25 protein-coding genes are annotated in these 26,263 nt (G+C 38.0%); 4 read left to right on the top strand and 21 right to left on the bottom strand.

Translation table 11 applies throughout. The annotated features are described in order from the left end of the window. Positions 1–8 precede the first annotated feature (8 nt). The 13 genes from ribD to bamA all read right to left on the bottom strand — a co-directional run bounded on the left by ribD (position 9) and on the right by bamA (position 15,951). Positions 9–1,175, bottom strand: a complete 1,167-nt coding sequence (gene ribD, locus OFO10_RS06910) for a bifunctional diaminohydroxyphosphoribosylaminopyrimidine deaminase/5-amino-6-(5-phosphoribosylamino)uracil reductase RibD (protein ID WP_270866620.1) — start codon at positions 1,173–1,175, stop codon at positions 9–11. Continuing rightward, positions 1,168–2,436: an McrC family protein gene (locus OFO10_RS06905; RefSeq protein ID WP_270866619.1), complete on the bottom strand. Its 1,269-nt coding sequence runs from the start codon at positions 2,434–2,436 to the stop codon at positions 1,168–1,170. The genes ribD and OFO10_RS06905 overlap by 8 nt, the downstream gene beginning before the upstream one ends. Then, on the bottom strand, positions 2,429–4,432 hold the full coding sequence (locus tag OFO10_RS06900; protein WP_270866618.1) for an McrB family protein: 2,004 nt from the start codon (positions 4,430–4,432) through the stop codon (positions 2,429–2,431). The genes OFO10_RS06905 and OFO10_RS06900 overlap by 8 nt, the downstream gene beginning before the upstream one ends. Beyond that, positions 4,429–5,043: a hypothetical protein gene (locus OFO10_RS06895; protein ID WP_270866617.1), complete on the bottom strand. Its 615-nt coding sequence runs from the start codon at positions 5,041–5,043 to the stop codon at positions 4,429–4,431. Before OFO10_RS06895 ends, OFO10_RS06900 begins: the two co-directional genes overlap by 4 nt. Further along, entirely contained in the window at positions 5,036–6,124 is a 1,089-nt protein-coding gene (locus OFO10_RS06890; protein ID WP_270866616.1) for an AAA family ATPase, read from the bottom strand. Before OFO10_RS06890 ends, OFO10_RS06895 begins: the two co-directional genes overlap by 8 nt. Positions 6,125–6,213: 89 nt before the next feature. Beyond that, positions 6,214–6,633 carry a ribosome maturation factor RimP gene (rimP, locus tag OFO10_RS06885; protein WP_270866615.1) on the bottom strand — a complete coding sequence of 140 codons (420 nt, stop codon included), beginning with the start codon at positions 6,631–6,633 and terminating at the stop codon, positions 6,214–6,216. Next, positions 6,626–6,991, bottom strand: coding sequence for a 30S ribosome-binding factor RbfA (gene rbfA / locus OFO10_RS06880; RefSeq protein WP_270859239.1), 366 nt, complete (start codon positions 6,989–6,991; stop codon positions 6,626–6,628). Before rbfA ends, rimP begins: the two co-directional genes overlap by 8 nt. Before the next feature lie 9 nt (positions 6,992–7,000). Further along, complete coding sequence (infB, locus tag OFO10_RS06875) at positions 7,001–9,673, bottom strand: translation initiation factor IF-2 (protein ID WP_270866614.1); 2,673 nt, start codon at positions 9,671–9,673, stop codon at positions 7,001–7,003. A gap of 232 nt (positions 9,674–9,905) precedes the next feature. Then, a complete protein-coding gene (gene thrB / locus OFO10_RS06870) occupies positions 9,906–10,787 on the bottom strand; it encodes a homoserine kinase (RefSeq protein ID WP_270862543.1) in 882 nt (293 codons plus the stop codon). 8 nt (positions 10,788–10,795) lie between these two features. Continuing rightward, positions 10,796–11,206: a glycoprotease gene (locus tag OFO10_RS06865; protein WP_270866613.1), complete on the bottom strand. Its 411-nt coding sequence runs from the start codon at positions 11,204–11,206 to the stop codon at positions 10,796–10,798. 51 nt (positions 11,207–11,257) lie between these two features. Next, complete coding sequence (lpxC, locus tag OFO10_RS06860; RefSeq protein WP_270865334.1) at positions 11,258–12,142, bottom strand: UDP-3-O-acyl-N-acetylglucosamine deacetylase; 885 nt, start codon at positions 12,140–12,142, stop codon at positions 11,258–11,260. Positions 12,143–12,190: 48 nt separating this feature from the next. Then, positions 12,191–13,570, bottom strand: coding sequence for a M23 family metallopeptidase (locus OFO10_RS06855; protein ID WP_270862541.1), 1,380 nt, complete (start codon positions 13,568–13,570; stop codon positions 12,191–12,193). A 131-nt stretch (positions 13,571–13,701) separates the two neighbouring features. Continuing rightward, entirely contained in the window at positions 13,702–15,951 is a 2,250-nt protein-coding gene (bamA, locus tag OFO10_RS06850) for an outer membrane protein assembly factor BamA (protein WP_270859233.1), read from the bottom strand. Between the two features lie 79 nt (positions 15,952–16,030). On the opposite strand from bamA, the gene OFO10_RS06845 reads away from it, so the two are divergent. The 3 genes from OFO10_RS06845 to OFO10_RS06835 all read left to right on the top strand — a co-directional run bounded on the left by OFO10_RS06845 (position 16,031) and on the right by OFO10_RS06835 (position 17,755). After that, the gene (locus tag OFO10_RS06845; RefSeq protein WP_270865337.1) at positions 16,031–16,861 is read left to right on the top strand and encodes a prephenate dehydrogenase; all 831 of its coding nucleotides are present in this window, start codon (positions 16,031–16,033) and stop codon (positions 16,859–16,861) included. 270 nt (positions 16,862–17,131) lie between these two features. After that, the gene (locus tag OFO10_RS06840; RefSeq protein WP_270865339.1) at positions 17,132–17,563 is read left to right on the top strand and encodes a hypothetical protein; all 432 of its coding nucleotides are present in this window, start codon (positions 17,132–17,134) and stop codon (positions 17,561–17,563) included. Positions 17,564–17,572: 9 nt separating this feature from the next. After that, positions 17,573–17,755 (top strand): hypothetical protein, encoded by a 183-nt coding sequence (locus OFO10_RS06835; protein ID WP_270866612.1) that lies wholly within the window; start codon positions 17,573–17,575, stop codon positions 17,753–17,755. A gap of 187 nt (positions 17,756–17,942) precedes the next feature. Here OFO10_RS06835 and OFO10_RS06830 read toward each other — a convergent pair whose 3' ends face one another. The 5 genes from OFO10_RS06830 to accD all read right to left on the bottom strand — a co-directional run bounded on the left by OFO10_RS06830 (position 17,943) and on the right by accD (position 21,658). After that, complete coding sequence (locus OFO10_RS06830; RefSeq protein ID WP_270866611.1) at positions 17,943–18,869, bottom strand: tRNA dihydrouridine synthase; 927 nt, start codon at positions 18,867–18,869, stop codon at positions 17,943–17,945. Positions 18,870–18,932: 63 nt separating this feature from the next. Next, positions 18,933–19,934, bottom strand: coding sequence for a LapA family protein (locus OFO10_RS06825; RefSeq protein ID WP_270866610.1), 1,002 nt, complete (start codon positions 19,932–19,934; stop codon positions 18,933–18,935). Between the two features lie 2 nt (positions 19,935–19,936). Next, positions 19,937–20,293: an RNA polymerase-binding protein DksA gene (gene dksA, locus OFO10_RS06820; RefSeq protein ID WP_270859227.1), complete on the bottom strand. Its 357-nt coding sequence runs from the start codon at positions 20,291–20,293 to the stop codon at positions 19,937–19,939. Between the two features lie 7 nt (positions 20,294–20,300). After that, on the bottom strand, positions 20,301–20,753 hold the full coding sequence (locus OFO10_RS06815; protein WP_270862535.1) for a 23S rRNA (pseudouridine(1915)-N(3))-methyltransferase RlmH: 453 nt from the start codon (positions 20,751–20,753) through the stop codon (positions 20,301–20,303). After that, positions 20,753–21,658, bottom strand: coding sequence for an acetyl-CoA carboxylase, carboxyltransferase subunit beta (gene accD / locus OFO10_RS06810; RefSeq protein ID WP_270866609.1), 906 nt, complete (start codon positions 21,656–21,658; stop codon positions 20,753–20,755). Before accD ends, OFO10_RS06815 begins: the two co-directional genes overlap by 1 nt. A gap of 86 nt (positions 21,659–21,744) precedes the next feature. Here accD and recO point away from each other — a divergent pair, with 86 nt between their 5' ends. Continuing rightward, on the top strand, positions 21,745–22,359 hold the full coding sequence (gene recO / locus OFO10_RS06805) for a recombination protein RecO (protein ID WP_270866608.1): 615 nt from the start codon (positions 21,745–21,747) through the stop codon (positions 22,357–22,359). A 7-nt stretch (positions 22,360–22,366) separates the two neighbouring features. On the opposite strand, the gene OFO10_RS06800 is transcribed toward recO, so the two are convergent. The 3 genes from OFO10_RS06800 to OFO10_RS06790 all read right to left on the bottom strand — a co-directional run. Next, on the bottom strand, positions 22,367–23,095 hold the full coding sequence (locus OFO10_RS06800) for a tetratricopeptide repeat protein (RefSeq protein ID WP_270866607.1): 729 nt from the start codon (positions 23,093–23,095) through the stop codon (positions 22,367–22,369). A gap of 47 nt (positions 23,096–23,142) precedes the next feature. Continuing rightward, entirely contained in the window at positions 23,143–23,922 is a 780-nt protein-coding gene (locus OFO10_RS06795; protein ID WP_270859222.1) for an OmpA family protein, read from the bottom strand. 62 nt (positions 23,923–23,984) lie between these two features. Continuing rightward, on the bottom strand, positions 23,985–26,263 hold a 2,279-nt coding region (locus OFO10_RS06790), incomplete at its 5' end, for a YadA family autotransporter adhesin (protein ID WP_270866606.1).

Below are 26,263 nucleotides of genomic sequence, written 5' to 3'. Positions count from 1 at the left end.
TTTGAAGCCTAAATTTCATTTATTATACGGATTTCTAACTCATACCAGCCATATTCATCATTATCAAATTTGCTTGTGAAAAGTGGCCTGAATTTCAAATCGCTTCTGAAATTTTGCCCGTTTTTGAGCGAATTTGAGCGGAAAAACAGAAATAAATTTACGCTTTTAGCGATTTCATTTAGTAAATTTTGCCCGCCTTCAATCATCACTAAGCCCGAATTTAAGGCACTTTGCAAATCATTTGTGATTTGAGCGGAGCGACCCGCAACGCCAAAAAGCGGGATAGTTTTGTCAAATTCGCTTTGCCTAGAATAGATAAAAATATCTGGATTTTTTCCGTTCGCAATCAGCCTAGTATCGAGCTTCGGGCGATCTGTGCGCACAGTGTTTCCGCCTATAAGCAAAGCGTCGCAAACGCTTCTTAAATAGTGCGAAAATGTGCGAGATTTTAAATTTGAAATTTCGCCCGTAATCACGCCGTTTGCAGAAAATGCGAGTTTAAAAAAGCTAAAATTTCCGCCATTTTGCCACTGCAAAAACGGCTTTAAAAGCGCGCCACACTCGTTTTTCAAAACGCCAAATTCCACTTCTACGCCACTTTGCGCTAAGATTTCGCCGCCGCCACTAGCTTTTTCGCTTAAATCCGCCACGCCGATTACGACTTTTTTAAAGCCCAAATTTTTAAGCAAATTCGCGCACGATGGCGTTTTGCCGATATGGGCGCAGGGTTCAAGCGTAACAAAAGCGGTTGCATTTTTAAGTAAATTGCCATGATTTTGCGTGATAAATTCATAAACGAAATTTGCGTTTAGATTTTTGAACTCTAAAATTTGATTTGCAAAGTGCGATTTTGCGGATACAGCGTCTGAATTTTCAAAAAAATCGCCGTAGATTAAATTTTGCGGATTTTTGCAAATTTCACTCAAATTCACGCCAAATTCGCTTTCATAAATTTGCAAAAATTTATTTAAAAATTCATCGCTTATCTCGCAAAGTGCCACAAAAATCGCATTTGCTTCGGCGTGTAAGAGTCCAGCTTTTTTATGAGAATTTATACTTAAAATTTTGCCGTGCGTATCAGCGACCACGCAGCCCACAGCAGGATTTGGAAAGGTTAAAATTTGATACCGCCACGCTTCCTGCAATGCTAAATTCATATAAAATTTATCAGTCATTTTTCACCGCCAAAATCTTTTCGATTTGTTCTTTCATAGAATTTTCATCTAAAAATTTACCATTTTTATCAAAAAATTTAAAAAATAAAATTTGCAATTTATATTTGCAATCATCAGCCTTATAGGTGTAGTTTGAATTTTCTTTTTTTCCTATTTTCGGATAAATCAAAAAATTTCTTTCACTATTAAATTTTTTTGCATAGGCAAATATTTGATATAAATCGCCTTGTGAAATATCGTTTTTAAAGTCATTTATGATTTTCCATTTTGTATCTATGATGATATTTTTATCTTTTTCGGTTTTGTCTTTTTCAGCCACAATATCTGGTCGCATTTGAAATAGATTTTTTTCGTTTTCATCTTTTAAAAGATATTTTTGGCAACTTTGCAATCGTATCCGCCACTCATCAGTGCTAAATTTTTTAAAACAATGCCCCACAAAGCTTTCAAAAAGTAAATTCATATCAAAAAGCAGGGCAAAAGCTCTATCGCTTCCGCTATACTGCGTAAAACTTTCGTTTTTTAGGAAAATTTTGCACCACGCAAGGGCGGTTTCATATCTGCTAAAATGGCGTGAGCTTTGGCATTTTGCGAAATCCGCACTCAAATTTTTACTCTCCAAAATATCAGAAAAAATAAATTTCGCCCTTATAATTCTTGATTTTGTTTTCATGCCAAAATCAAGCCCAAAAAGCAAATTTAACGCACTTACGATAATGCGATTTTCAGGTATATTTGCTATAAATTCATCGGCGTTTGTATAAAATCTCTCTTTGTGGATTAAATTTGCCTTTAAATGCTCGTTAAAAAGTAATTTTCCTTTTAAAAAGTGCCTGTTTTGGCTAATTTCGACATAGTTGTTTTTGATACCACTTTTTATGATTATATCAAGTTCATCTAAGAACATAATTGCAAAAATTTCTAAAAGCGGTAGATTTTTGGCTTTTAAATTTGCCATTTGGGTTTGCTTGAAAGGCGATTTTTTGAGCGTTTTTAACATTTTTATAAGCAAATCTTGGGATTTTTTGCCGTCAAATTCATCATCTTTTTCAAAAATCTTTGGCAAAATTTCCACCACAAAACCACTTTTTGTTTGGATTATGCCGACGAAATTTTTAGCTTTTAGCGTGTGAGAATTTACAAATCCGATAAATTTATCGTTTCCCTCTCCATGAGCGAAATCCATAAGTTCATCAAAAACTTTTTGCCCGATTTTATCTTTGTCAATCCTGCCCCACTCGGCAATTTGCAAACTATTCATAAATTTTTACAAAATCTTTGTCGCTTAAATTTTCAAATTCACAAATTTCATAAATCTTTTTATCATCATCGATAAAATCAAAGTTTGAGCTAAATTTAGGCTTTTGCAGCTTTTGTGTAATCATACCGTTGTCATTTAATACTGCTCGAATTTTTTCATAATCATCATAAAAATATTCTTGCAAAAGCGGGATAATTTTATTTTTGAAAACCTGCTTTAAATCATCTAAATTTTTAACGCTCATAAAATCAGCATGACCGATTGTATGCTCTCTATCGAGCAAAAATTCTATTCTTTCATTTATTGCGTTTAAAAGCTCTTTTAAATTTACGCCGTCAATTTCTTTCAAAATTTCAGCTTTTGGCATCATCTCCACAAATTCAAATCGTCTTCTAAGCGCAGTATCAAGCAAGGCGATAGAGCGGTTGGCTGTATTCATAGTGCCGATTATATAAAGATTTTTTGGCACTCCAAAACCTTTGCCGTTATCAAATTTTTTGCCACTATACGGCAACGCAACCCTTAATTCTTCGGGATTTTTTATGCGTTTGCTTTCTTCTATCAGCGTAATCAACTCGCCAAAAATCTTTGAAATATTCCCACGATTGATTTCATCTATGATTAAAATATATGGCTCTTGTTTTATATTTTGTGGTTCTTGTTTAATTCTTTGTTTTACAGCTTCGATAATTAAATCTTTATTTGTTTTTACTCTTTGAAATGTAGGTCTATTAAAATTAATTTTATCAAATTTTATGTAATTATTCGCATCTTTTGCATACCAAAGCCACTTAATTTTTCTATAAATTTTTTCCTTTTCTTCTTTTATAATATTTTCTATAATGCCAAATGCTCGTATTCTTTTACTTCTATCATCAGTAGCAGTTGGGATAATTATATAATGTCCATTTTGAGCCAAATTTTTAAGTTCATCATAGCCATAATCCTTGAAAGTATAAACATACTTATTTTCTATACACTCGTCAAAATAATCATTTTCTTTTTTGCCGCTAGGGAGTGTATAAAGTCTCCATAAGGTTTTTTCTTTATCTAAATTTTGAATAGAATTTGCTTTTTCGCAAATTTCTTTAAAAATTCCGTCTTTTATCTCGTATTTTAATTCGCTATTATCATCAAATACAGGCTTTATACCCTCGACGAACTCCTCATAGCCGTAACTTTGATGAAAGGTTATAAACTCGATTTGCCCGTTTTGTTTCAAATCATCAAATCGTTTTTTTAAGGTATCATACATTTCTTTGTCGATATTTTTGTATTCCTCATCGTCAATAATTTCCATTGCTTTGACAATGGTGTTATAAGTCTTACCCGTTCCCGGCGGTCCATAGAGAATTTGATTTAAAGGGAATTTCATTTCATTATCCTTGCTTTGAGTTCTATTTGAATTTTGAGAATTTGAAATTTGCGAATTTTCATTAGTCAGTGGCTTAAAATCATCAACCTTAAATTCATTAAATATATTGATTAAATTTTCTAATTCCGTGATTATATCTTCAAAATTATTTGATATATTATTAAAAGTTTTTTTATTCCAATTTATATTTCTATCTTTGTAAGACTCATACTCATATCGTTGATTTAATGAATTATAAACTTTGCATTTTATATAATCATCTGTATCCATCGAAGCACCAATTCTAGTATAAAAAATTTTCTTTTCCCAATCATAGTTTAAAATGACATAAATTCCGTGTTTAAGAGTAAATTTATTGGTGTTAACTAAACCTTCTTTTAAAATATCTTTTCTACAAATAGCTATTGCTGGGTTATAAGCCAATATATTTTGTCCGACAGACAATATTGTCGAATACTCTTTATTTAAATAGCCTTTTAAACACTTTGAAATTTTATCCTGTAAATCTTTTACATCAAACCCTTTTGTGCTTTTATTATTGTTTAAAGAACTATTTATTCTATTTAAAAATTCGCTTATAGCAGACTTTATAACTTCTCTTTGTTCTTGCGTAAAATTCATTTTTTCTCCCTTTGTACTTTGATATATTCACAATACTCGGCAAAATTTACAAATGAACTTTGTATTAAAGCGACTTTTTCTTCATCAAATTTGGCCTTTTTATCGGAAATTTTACAAAAACACAAATTTTCGCTTCGTATATCAAAATATCTTTTTGCATTTTCAAATTTCCCGCCATTTCGCTTTAAAAATTCATATAAATCTACTTTGTTTTTCAAATCTTTCAAATCGCAGTTTAAATTTTTTGGAAAATCCTTAGCAAAAGGGTTAAAATTTGCCGATAAAAATGTCTCAAATTTTTCAAATGTAAGAAAAATATTGTTAAATTTGCCAAATTGTTGCATTTTATGTATCAAATTCGCCAAATTCGATAACTCGGTCGTATCCTGCGAAGCTCTATCTAAATCAGTCACTATCAAAACAGGGATTTGGGTTCCTCTGAATTGAGCTAATTTTTTATAAATTTCTTTATATCCGCCGCCTTTGACATTTTCTATCTTAAAGCAAAATTCATCGCCAAGCAAATCGCTTTTTAAGCCGTTTATATAGTTTTCTTCACTAAAACCCTCGACAATAACGCGTATGGTAATTTTCGGGCGTATTTTACTCATAATCGCCCCGTAAATAGTTTAAATATGCTTTTCTTTTATCATTTCGCAGCTCAAATTCATCTAGGCATTTTATCGTTGTTTTGCAATCTTGTTTGCCGACAATGTAAATTTGTGTCGGACTTAGCATATCTGTATCAAAAATCAAAGGATTATGTGAAGTTACGATAAACTGAGCTTTGGTGTTTATACTCGAATTTATAAAGCCGTTTAGTAGCCTAATCAGCGAAGTCGTGCTTATAGAGCTATCGAGTTCGTCGATAAGCATAATGGAATTAAAATCTAATTCTAAATTTGCTAAAAATACATTGATTATACTAAATATTTTTTTAATTCCGCTGCTTTCCATATCTAAAATAAAAAATCGTGAATTCCTTATAATTCTAAGAACATAATTATTCTCATCTAACGAAACAAAATCATAATCGTCTATGCTGTTATCCAAAATTTTAACTATCTCTAAAACTTCATCTTTATGTTTTTCAATATATTCTTTTTTATTTTTTTCAAAAGTTATTCGTTGGACTTTTGAAATAATTTCAAAAGTATTTATCATTTCAGAAAAAGCCACAAACAAAACTTCTTTAATCAAATTATCTATATCTTCTATTTGGTTATCCCGAAGCTTGTATAAAATCGTATCTTTTGAGACAACCGAAAAAATCGTTTCAAAGTCTTTTTTACTTTCAAATTTTAATTTATCATTTTTGAATTCATAAATTTGTTTGTTATCTTTGCATAATTTTTCATATATTAATTTTTCAGAAGAAAATTCCAAAATATAAGAATATGTAGCTTTATTTATCACAAATTCTAATTCATATTTTTCGGTTAATTCGCTTTTATTTTTGATTGAATTTAATCCAAATTTCATAATATTACAAATTCTATTTACTGCTTTAAGAATATTTGTCTTACCTGTTGCATTGCCACCAAATAATACTACACTTTTTGCAATTCTATTTTCAAAAAAATTATCTTCGTATTTTGTGTTTTTTATGCGTCTATTTTCAGGTGCCATAAAATTTATTGATATAGGGTCGATAATAGAAGTAAAACCGCTAACTTTGAAACTTTTTAACATTATTAAAGCCTTGAAAATAAAAAATTTGAAAGTTATTATAGCATAATATAAACGAAAAATTCGTTTATATTATATAAAATTTACAAATTCTACCACTCAATATAAGTTTTCGCCTTTTTTATATCGCTAAATTTAATGCAAATTTCGCCGTCAGTAGTATCTAAGTATAAATTTTCATCTTCGAATTTAAGAATTTTTCCGCAAATTTTATCTTTTTCGCTCGTGGTTATTTTAACTAACTCGCCCACGCTTTTGCTAAAATGCTCCATTTTGCTTAGTTTTCTCTCCAACCCAGGACTCGATACTTCTAAAAAATACTCGCCCGAAACAGGCGGTTCGACATCGAAAATCGGAGATAAAATGCGACTTAGTCTTTCGCAGTCTTCTAAGCTCACGCCACCAGTTTTAGTTACAAAAACTCTATAAATCGTTTTGCCGTTTTCGCTAGCTGTTTCGCAATCGTAAAATTCCAGCCCACACTCGCTGGCAAGGGCATTTAAATCAACCATTTTTATTTAAATCCTTACTAATTTTTTCAAACAAATCGTCCATTTTGTTTTGGTATTCGAGCCTATCGTCGAATTTAAAGTGAAGTGCCGGTGAGCGAAACCAGCCCTCGGCTTCCATGCAGTGGTTTTGGATAAAACGGCTTACTTTTTTAAGTTTTGCCAAGATTAGCTCTTGCTCCCTTTCGTCTAAGCCCATTTTATCGAGATATACAAAGGCATCATAGCGTCCTCTTTTGCACTCAACATCGGTTACGCAAAGCCCGTGCAAAAACTCATCATCAAGCTGCGATAAAGCCTGTGGAATCAGCTCTTTTAGGACACTTGCGGTTCGTAGTCGTCTAACTTCGTGAGCGTTCATAAATCACCTTTATAGCGTGGCTTGTTCTTCTTTTTCTTTGTAGCTTTCAATGAAATCGCCAACACGCATATCATTGTAGCCGTCTATGCCGACACCGCACTCGAAGCCTTTTTGCACCTCTTTTGCGTCATCTTTAAAGCGTTTTAGCGAGCTGATATTTCCTTCAAAAACCACCACGCCGTCGCGGATAACGCGAATTTTAGCTCCCCTTTGGATACTACCTTCTGTAACCATACAACCTGCAATCTGTCCGATTTTTGGCACATTGATGACTTGGCGAATTTCAGCTTGGCCAAGGTCTTCTTCTCTGATAATCGGGCTCATTAATCCGCCCAAAATCGCCTTAACATCGTCAAGTAAGTTATAAATGACATTGTAAGTTTTTATCTCTACACCGCGTTCTTTGGCTTTTTCTTTGACTTCGCCTGTCGGGCGGATATTAAAGCCCAAAATCACGCAGTTTTCACTCGCACTTGCCAAACCCACATCGTTTTGCGTGATACCGCCAACGCCTGAGTGTATAATATTTACCTTAACTTCGTCGTTGCGAAGTTTTTCTAAACTTGCCTTAATGGCTTCAAGAGAGCCCACCACATCGGCTTTTACGATAACAGGAAGCGATTTTAACTCGCCTTCTGCGATTTTTGCACTTAGCTCGTCGATTGTAACCTTTGTCGATTTTGATAGCTCTTTTTGGCGTTGGTGCTCGTAAATTCGGCTCGCATACTCTCTTGCTTCTTTATCGCTTCCAACGCCAATTAGCGTTTCTCCGGCTTCCGGAACTTCGCTAAGACCGATGATGACACCACACTCACCAGGAGCAATCGAGCTTAGCTTTTTGCCTTTATCATCATTTAGAGCCCTAACCTTTCCATACGCCACACCGGCTACAACTGTGTCGCCGACTTTTAGTGTGCCATTTTGGACAATGACGGTAGCGACAGGACCACGACCCTTTTGAAGCGAACTTTCTATAATGGTTGCTTTTGCTTGGCGAGTTTTGTCAGCTTTTAATTCAAGCAAATCGGCTTGAAGCAAGACGATTTCAAGTAAATCTTCAATTCCCATGCCAGTCTTTGCTGAAATCGGCACAAATTCATAGCTTCCGCCCCACTCGGTAGGCATTATATCAAGCTCAGATAGACCTGTTTTTACCAAATCAGGATTTGCGTTTTCTTTATCCATTTTATTGATAGCGATGATTATCGGCACACCGGCAGCTTTCGCATGATTTACGGCTTCTTTTGTTTGCGGTTTTACGCCGTCATCTGCCGCAACCACGATAATAACAATGTCGGTAACTTCGGCACCGCGCGCGCGCATAGATGTAAATGCTTCGTGTCCCGGGGTATCGATAAATGTGATATTTCGTCCGTTTTTCTCGACCATATACGCACCCACATGTTGAGTGATACCACCTGCTTCGCCACTTACGACGCGCGAATTTCTAATGAAATCAAGCAAACTAGTTTTTCCATGATCGACATGCCCCATAATGGTAATCACAGGCGCTCTTGTGGTTAAATTTTCTTCAACTACTTCATCTTCGTAAGCCTTGACATAGTCGAATTCTTCGGCTTCATTTACGATATTTACCTCAATGCCAAATTCTTCTGCCAAAATTTCAATTGCATCTTCGTCCAAAAAGTCATTTTTAGTCGTCATCATGCCAAGCAAAAATAGTTTTGAGATGATTTCGCTAGGTTGTTTTCTGATTTTTTCGGCAAATTCATAAACGCGAATTTCTTTTGGGATATTTACAGAAGTTACACTTTGTTCGTCGTCTTTTTTGACGACTTTTTTATGTTTTTTGCGACTTCCACGGCTAATGCCCGTATCGTTCCCGTAAAACTGCGTTTGAGAACCTTTGTAGATATTTGGTTGATTTTTGGTTTTTGTTTTGTTTTCGACTTGAATAGGCTTAACTGTAAGATCAGGCAAAACTACCATATCTTCATCATCATCGATGACAATGTCGGCTAGTTCGTGGTCGCTAACCAAATCGATTTTTTGGGTATCTTCTTTTTTAGAAACGGCGATTTTTTTCTTTTCGGCTTTTTTCTTTTTCAAATTTAACTCAGCGTTTGAGAAAATCGCCTCCAAGCTAGCGCTTACCTTTTCGCGGCTTTCGCTTGGTTTTTCTATCTTTGGTGCTTCGGTGTCTTTTTTCTTTTTGACTATCACCAAACCACGGCGCTTTTGCAAACTCTCGCTAGCTAGGCTCTCGCCACTATTTATTTGAGGGGTTTGCGCTTCGGGCTTGGATTTTGGCTCGGTTTTAACTTCGGCTTTTGCTTCGATTTTCGTTTCGCTTTTTGGTTGAGAGTGCGGCTTTTCCTCTTTTGGCTCAGGTTTTGGCTCAGACTTTGGCTCTTTGCTTTGAGAATTTTCAGCCTTTGGCTCTGTTTTTTTGCTCTGAGTTTTTTTAGGCTCATCTTTTTTGGTTTCGCTCTGCTTTTTTGGCTTCGCAGGAGCTTTTTTAGCACTGGATTTTGGCTTTAAAGACTCTGGCAAAATTCCTGTTTGAATATACTCATATATAGCCGCTGCTTCTTCGTTGCTTACCTTGTTTGACGCGGTTTTGACCTTAGTATAGCCCATTTCTTGCGCTTTTTCGATGATGTCTTTGCTTGCATATCCAAGCTCAGCCGCGATGTCACTGATTTTAACTCCCTCAGCCATTTAAAACCCTCTCCTTAATAATCTCAAAATTTTCATATTTTCTAAATTTTGATAAATATTTAATAATTTTTTCTTTTTGATTTATACATTGATTGCAAATATAAAATTGCCGTTTTGAATTTTCTTTTTTGAAATTTTGCACAAAGGCATTAAGCCCCGCCTTAGCAAATCTACCTCTACAAATAACGCACATTCTTATCGGTTTATTCATAAAATTATATCTTACTTTTTCTTAGCTAATATTAAAGCCGTTATTATCTATATTTAAAATTTCTACCTTGAAATTTTTAAATTTATCCGCTAGCGCATTTTTTATCTTTTGCGCGTCGCTAGCATGGGCTAAATTTAAAAATGTCGAGCCACTACCGCTGAGAGAACTCATAATCGCTCCATTTGCGTAAGCCACTTCACGCACGCTAAATAGCTCAGGTAGCGCGCTCATACGCACCTCCTCGTGCATTTTATCCACACAAGCAAGCCTTAGGCTATCATAATCTTTTTTCATAAAACACGCCGTCAAAAACGCAGCGTGCGAAAGGTTGCTCACGCAATCTTTGATAGTAAAACTCTTAGGCAATTTTCCGCGAGATTCGTTTGTAGGCATTGGCGTATCTGGAATAACGACGATAGCCTTGATATCAGCGTCGATCTCGCACTTTTGCGAATAGACATTTTTGCCAGAAGTTATGCTCGAAACAAACCCGCCATAAGTCGCCGGGGCGATATTGTCAGGGTGGTTTTCGTATTCTAGGGCAAGATTTAAAATTTTGCCCCTATCCACGCTAAATCCACGCATATAATACGCTGCCGCGATTGCTCCGACTATCACAGCCGACGAGCTTCCAAGACCGCGCGAAAATGGGATATTATTTTGAAATGAAATTTTGAAATTTTGGTTTGGATTTCCGCCTAGTTTGGTATAAATTTCGCGGAAAATGTTTAAAAACGCATTATTTTTTTTAAGCCACGCCTTTTCGCTTCCATATCCGTTTAATGAGATACAATGAAAGCTGTTTTCGCAAATCTCTACTTCGTTAAAAAGCTCTAAACTAAGTCCTAGTGCGTCGAAGCCTGGTCCCAAATTTGCGCTGGTGGCGGGAATTTTTATAATCAAATTTTCTCCTAAACTGCATCAATAATGTAATTTGGTAGTATATCATTGCTTTTATTTAAAGTTGATAAATTTTGCGGTAATTTCATAGGAGCAGGCTCTAATTTTGCCATTTTTATCTCGCCATTTTCGTAAATGTATGAAAATGCCTTGTTTGCCCTGATCGGCAAAAATCCATTTAGCTCAAATCCACTGACCGCGTAAAGTGGTAAATTTAGGGCGATACTAAGCGTTTTTAGCATTACAAAGCTAACTTTTATGCCCATAAAAGAGCCGGGTGTATTCGCATAGATAAGCTCTGAAATTTTATACTCTTTTAAAATTTGAGAAAATTTTTCTACCAAAAATTCATCGGCTTTTTGCCCTGGCGCGCTAGAAAATTCTAAAATTTTGTCATTTTTCTCGTAAATACCGACAAGCACGGGCGAAGTGAGTGCTACGACTAAAACGCTGATTTCTTTGATGATTTGCCCTTACGCGAAAGCTTTTTGATACTCTCTTACGATTTGCGCGTTTAGCTCGACTAATTCATAATTTTTAGCGTCGCTAAATACAGCTTCGGTGAGCTTGTGATTTAGATCATGGCTTCCAGCAAATGATGTGTAATCGCCCAAAATAGGCGCTCCACTAAGTGCCAAATCGCCAATAGCGTCTAAAATTTTATGGCGGACAAATTCGTTTTCATAGCGCAAACCCTCTGGGTTTAAAATTTTATTATCGTCGATTACGACAGCATTTTCTAGGCTTCCACCAAGTGCTAGCCCCATAGAACGAAGCGCTTGAACATCTTTTAAAAATCCAAATGTTCTAGCCCTAGAAATTTCTTTAATATAAGCCTTTTTGCTAAATTCAAAGACATGGTGCTGTGTGCCGATAATCGGATTTGCAAATTTAATCGTATAATCAAATTTAGGCCTTGCGCTTGGGCTTAGGCGGACAAATTTATCGCCCTCTTTGACCTCGACATCGCGTTTGATGATAATGACTTTTTTATTCGTATCTAGCTCTTTGATTCCAGCCTCGTCCAAAAGCATACAAAAACTCGCCGAGCTTCCGTCCATTACAGGGATTTCGTTCGCATCGACGATAATGCGAATATTGTCGATTCCATAGCTTGAAATCGCGCTCATTAAATGCTCTATCGTAGAGATATAGCCTTTTTCGTTGCCCACGACAGTGGCCATTTGGGTATTTACGACATTTTGGGGCGTTGCTTTAAAACTAATTCCAAGGTCGCTTCTATAAAATACTATTCCGCTACCTGCTTCCAAAGGCTCCAATGTAAGTCTGATTGGCTCACCTTTATGCAATCCGATACCGACGCTATGGACTTTTTTAGCTATTGTTCTTTGTCTCATTTTTCCCTCATTTCATTAATTTTTGCATTATAGCGAAAAATTTGAAATTTATTTTCCTTTTTCGATAACTTTTTTCGCACTTTCGAGCACATCGCTCACATTATCTTTAATCCACTTCGGATCCATCCACTCCTCTGGCCTTACTTCCACGCCCTGAACCACTATACCAAAGTGCAAATGATCGCCAAAGGCAAAGCCAGTGGCGCCAGTTTGGGCTAAGATATCGTTTGGTTTGACCTGATCGCCCACGCTAAGGGCTGAATTCGAGCAGTGCGCATACACGCCATAAACTCCAAATCCATAATAAACTCCCAAATTTAGGCCATAAATTCCATTATCTTGCAAAAACACGACCACGCCATAATTGCTCTCTTTGATATCCGCATTTGCCACGCTAGCAAGATCAAGCCCCATGTGCCAGCTCTCGCTAACTTGCTCGCTGTTTAAGAAAAACAGCCTGTGGTCGGCGAAACTCGCTACCGCAGCGCCCTTTGCAAGCGGATAAAACGGACGAAGCGAAAACTCGCTTATCATATCCTCATGCACCCTGCTCGTAAATGCGTGCAAATCCTTGGCGTTTTGTTCTCTAAGAGTTTCATTTACAAATTTAAATTTATCCAAATCGCTCATAGAGTTGAAATTTTGCGCATGTTGGCTGGCTAGATCGCTAACCTTGCCTGAGAGAAAATTTTCGCTAAGTTTGATTTGCGAAACCTTGTATTTTTTGTCGCTGTAAAAGTAGCGAATCTGCGACGAGCTGACATTGCCTGCCTTGTCGGTTGCTACGATTTCTGCGCGAAATTCATCTTCGTTTGCCGGCCAGGCTACAAGCGAAGCGTAATAGCCTTCTTTGACAAAGGGGGTAGCTTTGAAAATTTTGCCATAATTTGTGCGAATAAAAACCTCATCTAGCATTTCATCGCTAGCGCTGAAAACAACCACAGCCGAGCCGCCTTTGGTTATTTTATACGAATTTGCGACCAAATTTATCAAAGGTTTTTTGTTGTCGATGATTATATTTACGACTTTATCGGTTTTATTGCCTTTGGTGAAATTCCACGCGCTAATATCGCCAGCTTCGATGTGTAGTTTGTATTTTTTATCTTTGTTTAGGATTAAATTTTTTGGAAATTCAACTGCAATTTCTAGCTCTTTTTGGCTTATGCCATACTCTTCATCTTTTAGCGGAGTTAAATTTTCCCCGTCATTTAGGCTTACTTTTATTGATTTTACGCCTGTATCATCTGAAATTTTAACCTTCAAAGGCGAGATTAAATTCCAGTAAATTTCATCTGCAATTTCGATTTTAGGGGGATTTTGTTCAAATTTAGGCGAGGTTAAAAAATGAAAAACTCCATAAGCTATCGCCAAAGTTAGTATTAAAAAAATGAAAATTTTAGGATTTATTCTGCTTCGATTTCTATACATAAATTACCTTGATTTTAAATTAAAGCCTGATTTTACTGAGTTTTTGTAAATCGTAAGTAAAGGATTGGTTAAATTTCATTAAGGTTAAATTTTGGGTAAAAGTGAAATTTACCCAAAATTTACGCCAAATTTTAGTTAAATCTAGCTCCAATGCTAAATTCGAAACTATTTGTCTTATCGTGTGGTTTTTCGTTAAGCGGTTTTGTGAAATACAGCTGCAACGGCCCCATTGGTGTGAGCCACTCGATACCAGCACCTGCGCTATATCGCTCTTCCTCGTTCCAGTCATTGTCGCCTATCATACCATAATCGAAAAATGTTACAAGGCGCATTTTCATACGATCGATTAGCGGGAAGCTTAGCTCGACTGAATTGTTGAAGCTTTGCATACCGCCGGTTTCGACATAACGGCAACTACCACTAGCTACGCAAATTTCTTTACGCGGAATCGATCTAGAATTATATCCTCTTACCGTCCTAATACCACCTAGGAATAGTTTTTCGTTGATTGGAAGCGGATCACCTCTATCCCAAACATATCCAGCCGCAGCTTTGTAGCGGAAAATCAAATCGTAATCGATATAATCACGCAATCCAAAGTAGTAATTAAAGCTTCCTTTGGCTTTGGTAAATTCGATATCTCCGCCAAGTCCAGCGTATTCTAGGCTAGCTGTGGCTATGATACCGCTTCGTGGCAGATAGTAATCATCTGTGCTATTGTATGTAAGTGCTGGTGTAATCGAGCTTTTTATGCTTTCATGGTTACGATAACCAGCGGCTGCGTAGTATTCGTTTAGCCCTTCGATTTCTGTCTTTTCTAGGTAGTATGTCAGACTTGCGCTTAAATTTCGTCCTAGCTTTCTGCCAAGCGTCAAGGCAAATCCGTAAGATTTCTCCTCGTAATCGTCCCAGTCATAATCATTAGCAAAGACCATACCGCCCAGGCTGTATTCTGAATCGAAAATTCTAGGATTTGTAAGGCTTACTCTACCGCTTAATTTATCATCTGATTTTTCTACCGATACTGAGCCACTTAGTCCTGTTCCAAAGACATTTCTATCGCTAATTCCACCGCTTAGTAGCAATCCATCATCGCTACCATATCCGATACCGCCTGTAATCGAGCCGGTTGGGGTTTCTTGGACTACGACTTCTAAATCTAGCTGATCATCGCTCACCCTAGTTTCTTTGATTTCGACATTTTCAAAATATCCCGTGCGTTTAAGAGCCGCGATAGAATCAGCGTAATCGGTTCTGCTAAATAAATTTCCCTCAGTTAGATACATTTCGCGTCTAACGACTTTATCTTCTGTTTTGTCGTTGCCAGAGATTGTTACATTTCTGATATAGACTTTATTTTCAGGTATAATTTTATAAGTTATGCCTATGGTTTTAGCCTCTCTGTCTTGATCGGTTTGCGGGACGACCTTGACATAAGCATATCCTTGATCGGCGACTAAGGTTTCGATTTTTTGGATATCACGACGCATCCAGTCTGAATTCATCGTATCGCCCTTTTCGAGTTTTAGATCGCTTATGACCTTTTCTTTATCCATAGTTACATTTTCTGGGCAGTCGATATCTATACTGCTGACCTTATAACGCTCGCCCTCTGTTACATAGTATGTCAAATCCGCGGTGTAATCGCCAGTATCGGCATTTACGATTGGAGCAGATACCCTAGCGTCGAGGTAGCCTTTTTTGTAGTATTCTTCTTGGATTCTATTTGCGTCGTTTGGCAACTCATTAGCTTTTAGCTGTCCGTCGTTAAAGCCCCATAGCCAGCCAAATACTTCGCGTTGTTTGTTTGAAACAGCTGGTTCGATATCATCGTAATCTAGCTTTTTAGCGCCGATCAAATTTACCTTTTCGATGATGATGTTTTCGCCTCTATTGACATCGACTATGACATGCACGGCGTTTCCTTCGCTATCAAGCGGTTTTGGGGTAACTTCGACAACAGTGTCAAAAAAGCCCTTTACTTCGTAAAATTGCTTGATTCTAGCGGCAGCGTTTTTTGCCAAAACCTCATCATAGACCTGTCCTGGGCGAAGTCCGATTAGATTTTTGATAGCGTCTTGGTCGTTTGTAACGACATTTTTGATATCGACTTTGGCCACGCTTGGTTTTTCTTTTACGCTAATTGTTACATTTCCGCCCTGTTCGCTAATATACACATCTTCGAAATAGCCCTGAGCAAAGAGATTTGAGATCGCTCGGTTTGTGTTTTCGCCCGTGATTTGATCGCCTATTTGTAGGCCAGAAATAGCAGCTGCAACTTGCGGAGATAGGTGTTTTAAACCCTCGAATTTAATAGTTTGGATTTGCGCTGCACAAGCAACAGAAACCCCACCTAATAATAAAAACAAACTTTTTCTCATAAAATTTTACCTAGAAATGAAAATAATTGCGTATAATAGCATATTAAAATTAATCAAAAAGAATTTACAAAGGAAAATTATGAAAATAGGCATTATAGGCTTAGGTTTGATAGGTGGCTCGCTCGGGCTTTGTATGAAAAAATCAAAGATTATTAGCACGGTTAGCGGATACGATATTTCTAGGGAAAACGAAAAAGAGGCCTTGGAGCTGGGGCTGGTGCATGAAATTTTAAGTATCGAAGAGATGAAGCAAAAATGCGATGTGATTTTTCTCGCAATCCCAGTCGAGGCGATTATCACGACGCTAGCCCAGCTAAAAGACGCGCGCAAGGAAACCACAATCATCGATTTAGGAAGCACGAAATTTAAAATTTTGCAAAGTTGCCCGCCAGAGATTAGAGGAAATTTCATCGCCGCTCACCCTATGGCAGGCACGGAAAACTCAGGCCCAAGCGCGGCGTTTTCAGAGCTACTAAACGGCGCAGTAGTCGTCATCTGCGACGATAACAACGCCGATGAAATACATGTCAAACGCGCGGTTGAAATTTTTTCGTTTGCGGGTATGAAGATTGTCTTTATGGACGCGCTCAGCCACGACCACCATGTGGGGCTCATCTCGCACCTGCCACACGCGATTAGCTACTCGCTCGTAAATAGTGTCTTAAAAGAGGAAAATCGTCGAAATATCATAAATTTAGCCGGCGGAAGCTTCACTGGCATGGCAAGAATCGCCAAATCAAGCCCTGAAATGTGGGTCGATATCTTCAAACAAAACAAAGAAAATTTGTTAAAATCGATAGAGTCTTTCAAAAAAGAGCTTCAAATTTGCACCGATATGATCGAAAACGAAAAGTGGAGCGAGCTAGATAGCTGGATGCACAGCGCAAGGACACTGCGCGAGATTTTGTAAATTTGCCTGATTTGTCGCGCAAGCAATCTACGAGTTTGAAATTTATCTAAATTTTGTTAGATTGCAACGCTAGGCTCGCAATGACGCGGTTGTAATATTTTGGTTATTTTTTCTCACTGCAATGGTTAATTAAAGGATTAAAAATGATGAAATTTGATAAAAATATAAAATTCGGTTGGCAAGGATGCCCACCCTACGGTGCTTTACAAATAAACAATTTACCAAATACTAAAAAGAAAATAGAATTAAAGTTTAAATAAGGAGTTTATAGTGAAAGAATTAGTTATAAACTCCAAAATGTTTAGTAATAAACAAATAGATTACATATATAAAGAATATTTTGGGTATCATACAGAAGCATTATATGGGTGGGGAAACGATTTCTTTTCAAAACAACTAAAAAGAGAGCTAACCGATGCCGAAGAAGCAGAAATATTTCTTGCACTTTTTAAAAGACTAATTGATGACGGAATAATTTTAGTTCGATGTCCTATTGATAATGAAACAGAAAAAGAAATTCGAGGAATTAAATTTTGGAATACAACATCAGACAAAATAGTTGAATACATAAGAGAAGTGTTTCCTAAAAATTTAATACACTTAAAAGGTTTAGAGGGAACCGATGATGAATATATACATTTTTGGTATCAGCGTTGCCCCTATATTGGTTGGGTAGATAAAGAAACAGGAAAAATTTATTAAAGGGTTGAAATGTTTGGAACATATAAAAACAAAGATGAATTAAAACTAAAATTCAAATTACTAAATTCAAGCTTTGTTTCTTTATTTTTATATTTTATGATTTTACAAAGTTATGGAAATATTGTAAATTTTGGTGGTATCCAAATCTCGGTCAGTATCGTTGATACTGAATTTTTAAATTTACAAATTTAAACTATTTCTGTTTTTGTGGCACCAAATTTAATCCTTTAAATTCATTGCCACAAATTTAAAATTCAAGGTCAGTGTTGTTGTAAAATTTCAAAACTTCGTTCAATGATAAATTTAAGTTAAATTTTGCTTCGAATTTTACTGGATTGCACGATGAGCGCGTCATCTCGCAACGACAAAAAACCAAAATTTAAAAAAACTCCAAAATTTTATCTCGCATTAAATTTACATTTTCTATGTGATTTATCTCTTCGCGAAATGCGCTAGCGTTTGCGTAGCCCTTGGAGTATTCGTGCAGGTGTTTGCGGAAAATCGCCACGCCGTGCGTCCCATAGTGCGCTATCATCTGCGCAAAATGCTCCAAAATAATCTCTTTTTTCAGCTCTGCGCTAGCACTTTGCCCCTGTTTAATCTCGGCGAAAACCCACGGGTGCCCGATACTTGCCCTGCCTATCATAAGCCCGTCTGCGCCGGTCGTGCTTCGCACAAATTCGGCATTTTGCGAGCTAATGTCGCCGTTGGCGATGAGCGGGATTTGCACGGCACCTTTTGCCTGCGCGATTGCGTCGTAATCGACCTGCGCGCTGTATCCACCAGCCCTCGTGCGCCCATGCACCGCGATAAAATCAGCCCCGCCTCGCTCCACCGCGCGCGCGATATTTTCGATATCAACGCTAGCAAAGCCAAGCCTAACTTTCGCGCTTACGAATTTTTTGTTTGAGTGAGTTTTGATGATTTCTAAAATTCGGGCCATCTTGTCCAAATCCAGCAAAAGCGCGGAGCCTGAGTTTTGCTTCACGACCTTTGGCACAGGGCAGCCGCAGTTGAGATCAATCCCGCAAAATCCGTCAAATTTATTCAAAATCAAAACCGCCTTTTTTATCACTTCCTCGTCGCTTCCGGCGATTTGGACGAAAAAGGGCTCTTCTGCTTCGTTTTTTTCTAGCATTTTTAGGGTTTTGTCGTTTTCAAACACCAGGGCATTTGCGCTAATCATCTCACTTATCGTCGCATCAGCGCCGAATTTTTTCACCACACCGCGCAGTGGCGGATCTGAAAACCCAGCCAAAGGGGCTAAAAAAAGCGGTTTTGTCTCGAAAAATTTATTTAAATTCATTGATTGTGTAAAAAGGGCGCGAATTTGCAAATTTACAAAATTTACAAATTTGCGCCCCGAAATTTAGAATATCAGCGAAGCTGGCACTGATTTGCCATTGTCGCGTAAAAATAGCAAAATTTGGAATTTATCAAATTCGTCGCCGTCGCTCATGTGGAGCTGCTCTCTTAGCTCATCAATCATACCAAGCTCATATAGCGCATACAAATACGCCTCTGTCGCGCTTGAATTTTGGTTTTTGAGCCTTTCGAAAAAGGTTCTGTATTGCTCCGGATTTAGGTGGTCTTTGAGCTTTTTGGCAAAATAAATGAAGTCTTTGTCGCTGAATTTATCGCTATTTATGAGATTAAACAGCTCCTCGCTACTGACCTCAAACTCGCTCTCATCAGCAGCTCTTTCTACGATACGCTTGATATCGTCGGTGTCTTGGAATTCTTTATAGGTTTTAATCGCGCTATAATCGCCCTTATCGACTAAAATTTTATATGCTTTTTTGGTGATTTGATCGTTATAAACGCCCTTTGTTTTTAAAATTTCGCGCGCATAATCAGGCTCGGCATCAAGGCGGTTTAGCTCGTTTTGTAAAAACATACCGTTTGATTTAGGGAGTTTGTATTTTTTCAAATCCACGACCTCGCCGTTTTTTACCTTTTCGACGACATCAACTATCTCTTTTAGGCTTTCGTTTTTGATATCAAGCTCGCTACTATCATACCATGGAGACAAAATTTTAGTTATATCGCTTGGATCTTTGAAAAACTCTGTTTTGAAATTTCGGTTCGTCTCTAATCCTAGCAAAACCTCTTTTGTCATCTCATCATACGAGCTTACATCTTTTTGTATAGCGCGGTTTTTGCGATAAACCATAAAACCATAAAAGCCCAAATGACAAAGTGCAAGTATCATATACAAAGCTAATGGCAGCACTACCCACACAGCCACAGGCAGTGTGAGAGAGTATCCAAGCACGCTTAGGGTGTAGCTCGCGCTTTCTTGCGTGAAAATCACAGCTGCGATGATACCGATATATATCACTGAATATACAAAAAATTGTTTTGCCTTCATCATTATCTCCTTTGTGCTTTTTCGGCAAGTTCTTTGCAAGAAATACATAGTCTTGATTCTGGGCGGACTTTTAGCCTTTCTGGGCTGATTGGCTCGCCACACTCCAAACACTCGCCATAAGTGCCGTTTTCGATGCGTTCTAGCGCAGAGACTATTTTATTTAGGCTCTCTCTTTGTTTTAGCCCAATCGAATACTCAATCGTCAAATCCGTATCCATGCTAGCTACATCAATCTCATCTGTCGCGCCGTGCTCTCTAAGCTCCTCGATATCTTTTGTCGCGCTGTTGATATTAGCGCTTAGCTCGGCTTTTCTTTCTTCTAAAAGTTTTTTGTAAATTTTCAACTCACTTTTTTTCATTTTACCCTCACTTATGGTATGGATGATTTGCATTTATACAAAGCGCACGAAAAATTTGCTCAAAGAGCATAAGCTTTGCAATTTTATGTGCCAAAGTTAGCTTTGTTAGGCTGATGATTTTATCGCATTTGCCCTTAAAATCATCGCTTAGCCCGTAAGCACCGCCTATGAAAAATGAAACCAAATTTTTCCCGTCTAAAATTTTAGCAAATTCCATACTATCAAGCTCTTCGCCCCTCTCGTCAAGGGCGATATTATAACCTTTTAATCTAGGCATATAAACCTCGTCATACGCCCTAAGCGCGCTGGCTCTATCAATCGTCTGAGCCTTTGCGATACTAGCGTTAAAGAAAATTTCATCTTTTATGCTAGCAAATTTAGCCGACATTTTGCGATACTCGTTTAGCTCGCTCGCAAATTCGTCGGTGCCTTTTTGTATAGAATTAACGATAATCTGCACTATTCGTCTTCTTCGCCGTGCGTATCAAATAGCCCCTCATCGCTACTATCATCGAGTTGGACTGGGGTATTTGTTAGCATATTTACCATATCGCTTAGATACTGACGCATTTGCGCTCTTGGCACGATAGCGTCGATTAATCCATGTTCTAGCAAAAATTCTGAGCGTTGGAAACCCTCTGGCAAATCTGCTCCGATTGTTTGTTTGATGACCCTTTGACCAGCAAAGCCAATCAATGCACCCGGTTCAGCGATGATAATATCGCCTAGCCACGCAAATGACGCACTAACTCCGCCCATCGTAGGATCTGTCAAAACAGAGATAAATGGGATTTTGTTTTCGCTTAAAATTTTAAGCGCAGCCGAAGTTTTGCTCATTTGCATTAGCGAATATGTGCTTTCTTGCATTCTAGCTCCACCGCTAGCTGATACGATAATCAAGGCTTGCTTTTTATCAAGCGCGCGTTTGACGGCTCGCACGATTTTTTCGCCCTCTACCGAGCCAAGGCTTCCACCCATAAAATTAAAATCAAAAACGACTAATTGCACAGGTTGTTTTGAAATTTTAGCCTCGCCAGCGACGACAGCACTCGTTCTGCCTGTCTTTTCCTGCCCCTCACTTATGCGTTTTTTGTATGATTTTTTATCAACAAATTTAAGCGGATCAACGGGTTCGAGGGTTTTATCACACTCTACAAACGAACCCTCATCACAGATTAGCGCGATTCGCTCATCTGCGCTAAAACGCATGTGATAGTTACATTTAGGACAGACATGGTGGTTTTGTTCCACCTCCTTAAAATACATCAAAGAAGCACAACCAGGACACTTAACCCAATGCGCAGGTGCCTCAGAAGCTTCTGGTTGGGCTCTACGAATCTTTGAAAACAAATCTCCAAAATTCATAATATTCCTTTAATTTTGCAAAATTAAACTCTCAATTTTAACCTATTTTTCTTTATTTAAATTTAAAATTTCGCTAGAATATAACCATGCAAGGATTTATATTAAAAGTCACAAAAATCAAAGACGAAGATTGTATAGTAGATGTGCTATGCGCTGACGCCTTAGTGCGCGCGTATCGCTTTTATGGTGCCAGACACCCAAATATCACACAAGGATACAAAATAGATTTTGAGCTAGTCTCAAACCAAAATTTCCTCCCGCGCCTAAGCAATGTCATGCACCTAGGATACGGCTGGCTGATAAATAGAGAAAAACTCATTTTTTGGCAGCAATTCATCAGGCTACTGGGCGCGCATTTAAAGGACGCAAACGAGCTTGATAAATTTTACTATGAGCTTTTAAATACCGCTGCTTCGCGCTTTGGCCGCCAAAATCCACGCCGAATAATTATCGAAAGTTACGCTAAAATTTTAGAATTTGAAGGCAGACTTCACAGCGAGCCATTTTGTTTTTTATGCGACGAAGAGATTAGCGGCGCAGTATCACTCACACGCGGATTTTTGCCCGCTCACGAGCATTGTTTGCACCAAAAAGGCTTTAACTGGGGCGAAATTTTAGAATTTCTGCAAAGTCAAAATTCGCTAAATTTAGAAGATGACGCAGTTGAAAGGCTGTATGCCATCACGCTTCAAGGCTTTTAAATTTAGGCTATTTGCTTAGCTTTTTATACTCCGAGCATGAAATTTTATCACCCATAGCGCAGGCTCTGGCGTAGTAGTTTTTCGCCCCTTCAATATCGCTTTGACCTTGGAAAATAATGGCTAAATTTCGGCACGAAGTCGCTACATCTAGCTTGCAAAGCCTATCTGTGTAAAAAATCGCTGATTGGATATTTTCAGGCGTGCCTTGGGCTTTAAAATACAAATTCACCAAGGTTTCGCAAGAATCTTTATTGCCGTTTTTGCAGTCATTATCCAGCCTTGCCACAGCTTTTGTGTTTTCTAGCGTCACAAGGGCATTTTCGCAGTATTCGTCCTCGCCATTTTTGCACAAAAACGCGCGAATTTCACTTAATCTTTTTTTGTTTTTATTCGAAGCAGAGTGCAATCTCTCAGCCCCTTTGCACGAAAGGACATTTTTTTGCTTACAGCCGTTTTCGTATAAATTCAAGGCTGCGTTTTTATCCGCCTTGATTCCAAGGCCGTTTTCTAACATTTGCGCGTAAGCTACGCAGGCATTATCGTGCTTTTTATCGCACGCTTTTTTAAAGAACAAAACCGCGCCCTCATCGTCTTTGGCAGTGCTTTGCCCCATATAAAGCAAAAGTCCCACCTCATAGCACGCCTGCGCGTCGCCCTTTTCGCACGCGATAAATTTCGTATCTTCGATAGCAAATAAATTTGAGAAAAATAAAAAGATTAAAATTAGTTTTTTCAAACTAACCCCTTTGAAGTGAAATTTGGGCTAAGATTAGCCCAAATTTGTTAATAAATAGTTTTGATTACGACGCGTCTATTTGGTTTGAGGCACTCTTTTAGCGCGGCACCTTTTTCGCCTGGGCAGAATTTGACCTGATCTGCCTCGCCCATGCCGATAGCTTGGATTTTGCTAGCTGGGATTCCATTTGCGATAAGCTCGTTTTTGACCATATTTGCGCGTTGTTGTGATAGAGTTTTGTTGTAAGCGTCGCTTCCTAGCGGATCAGTATAACCATAAACCTTAACGCTTCTTACCATATTTACATCGATATCTTTGGCGACAGCTGCGATTTTTTCGTGGCCCTCGGCTTTAAGGTTGTCTTTGTCGAAGTCAAACAAAAAGTCAGATTCTAGCTCGACATTTTGGTTCGGTAGCTGCACAGGGGCTACATCAGCACAACCTTTTGGATTATAAAATGTGCTTCCTACGCGATAATCTTTGTCATAGATGATTTTGAATTGGCAAATTTTATCAGGATCGCCAGCTTTTTTCTTTAAATTAAATACATAATCCCACTCTCTAACCGCATACAAGCCCTCTTGGTGGTGCGGGTGGCCGATTAGGAAATATACTTGGTCTTTGCTCATACCCTTTTCTACTTTGCCTAAATTTTCGGCATTTGGGTGAGTTGGAGCATCAATCCATGTTTTGTTCATATCCAAAAAAGTCACATCGTCCCATTGCATGACGCCGTCTTCTGGGATATTGTCGCTTACATGAGTGGTGCAACCACTAAAAAATAAAATTCCAGCCAAACTTAGAGCTGATAGTAATGATTTTTTCATTTTTTACCCTTTAAATTTAAAAAAAGCGAAACCGAAATTCATCGGTTTCGCACTAGGCTACCTTAGAAGTGGAAGCCCAAAGACGCGCCTGCGCCAATGTTGTCTTGCGTATCGACTGAGATAGATGATTTAAATACCCATTTACCATTGTCTGACATTTTTGATAGACCAATAGATAGAGCACCCTCATCTTGATAATAACCAGTACCCACACTTAGCATACCCTTACCAGGGATTGTAGATTGTGGTAGGTTGCCGATAGCGATAGCAGAAGCGATACCAGCCCTAGCCTCATCTCTAACATTATCAATTCTTTGATTGATATTTGTTATGTTGCTACCCAAATGCTCGGCGATACCCTCGATAGCAGAGTATAGTTGTGAGCCGTTGATCGCATCGGTGCTGTCTTTGCTGATTAGACCAGGTGCGACATTTTGGATACGGCGAGTTTCATTAGCATTACCAACGCTTACTACGCCTTTGACTTGGTTGCCACCAGCGAATTGTTTCATACCGATAGTGACATTTTCGCCAGCTGCATTTTTCGCAGTTACGCTTGCGCTAGTGTAAGCGTTGTTTGTGCCTTTACTTCTAGTGCCTTCGCCAACATAAGCTGTTCTGCTACCTAGGAATAATGAGTCCGCAACTGTGCTAGTTACATTGTTACCAACTACAAATGTATCATTTGTAGATACGGTATTATCATTACCCATAGCGTAGCTTCCAGTTCCAGAGACAGTGTTTGGATCACCAAACGCACCAGAGTTATTACCTGTTACTATATTTTTAGTTCCAACTGAAATTGATTGTTTTCCGCTAGCTTGTGCGCCATTACCGATAGCGATAGATTGCTCGCCACTTGCATTTGCATTATCGCCAACAGCTAATGATGATTTGCCACTAGCGTCTGCTTGATAACCAATAGCTGTCGCATGTCCGCCACTGGCTGATGAATCGACAGTATTCTTTCTTTGTTCTTCTGGTTTGAAATTTTCATCTTCATTTGTATGGAAGTATTTAATACCTTGCTCGTTCATCTTAGAAATCGCAGTTACGACATTGTTTGTAACATACTCACCTTTATCTTTGACATTGTAAGTTTTTAGCGTTACAGTTTTGCCTTTTTCATCTTTTGTTTGAACTACATTGTTAAATGTATTGCCATTCTCATCAGTGTAGTTTTCAACAGTGTAATTTCCAACTAGCTCTTTTAATTGAGATACATTAACTGCGTCAGTTGGAGCCTTACCAGCTGCTACATTTTTGACTTGAACCGGACCTGTTTTCTCGCTACCGTCAGCATTATAAGTAACCATACTTACAGTGCCGTCAGAATTTTGTTTAGTAGCGACTTTCAAGTCATAGTTCTTACTACCGTCAGTATTTGTTGTCTCTGCAATTTTTACAGAGCCATTTTTTGAACTAACAGTATTTGGAGCTTTAATTTTGCCTTCAACCGCTTTTAACTGAGATAAATTGACAGCATCAGTTAAGTCAGTGCCTTCTGCAACATTTTGAATTCTGTTGCCACCCATATCGACATTAGTTTTGGTTATAGTTGGACCACCTGCAATAGTCAAACCATCGTTGTTGATAGTAGTATCACCAGCTTTAACACTTCCGTCTTTTCCTAGGTCAATATTTTGAGCAAGTTTAATGATTAAATCGCCACCAACATTTTCTACACCGATATTGCCCTCTGTTAATTTAGCATTAGCTGCGGTGTTGCCCTTAATATTTAGCGTTTCGTTAAGTTTTTTACTTACTACATCGCCTTTATCACCTTTAAATTTCAAGCCGTCATTTAAAGTAGCGACAGTCTCAGGATTACCACTAGCATCTTTGTAGGTAATTCTAGTATTAGTTGTGCCATTTTGACCAGAGCCAGCAGGATCAACTTTGGCTACCGTAATATCTGCACTTACAGCGTCATTTCCATCTTTACCGTTAGTAATCTTAATGTGACCTTCACCAGTATTGTCATCTGCAAAGATTTCTACGCCAGCTTTACCATTTTTGTTATTGACTATTACAGCGCCGCTTTCTGCACTATCACCCAAGCTAAGTTTATTAGCAAGTTTTAGGTCATAGGTGTTGTTATCTTCACCGCCATGAGTAAGTTTTAGGTTACCATCTGTGTAAGTGCCGTCTGTCGGAGCGACCGTGCCACCATTGACAGTAACTTTTGTTTTATTACCCTCTACGCCTTTTTTGAGTTGAGATACATTGACTGCGTCTGTATCAGCCTCACCAGCTTCGACATTGTGAATTTGATTTCCACCCATGCTAACATTGTTATCTGTAAGCTTGATAATTTTATCAGGGTCGGTATTATTAATGG

This window comes from Campylobacter sp. VBCF_06 NA8 (assembly GCF_027737825.1).
GTDB lineage: Bacteria > Campylobacterota > Campylobacteria > Campylobacterales > Campylobacteraceae > Campylobacter_B.
This window is presented reverse-complemented; position numbering and strand designations above follow the sequence as displayed.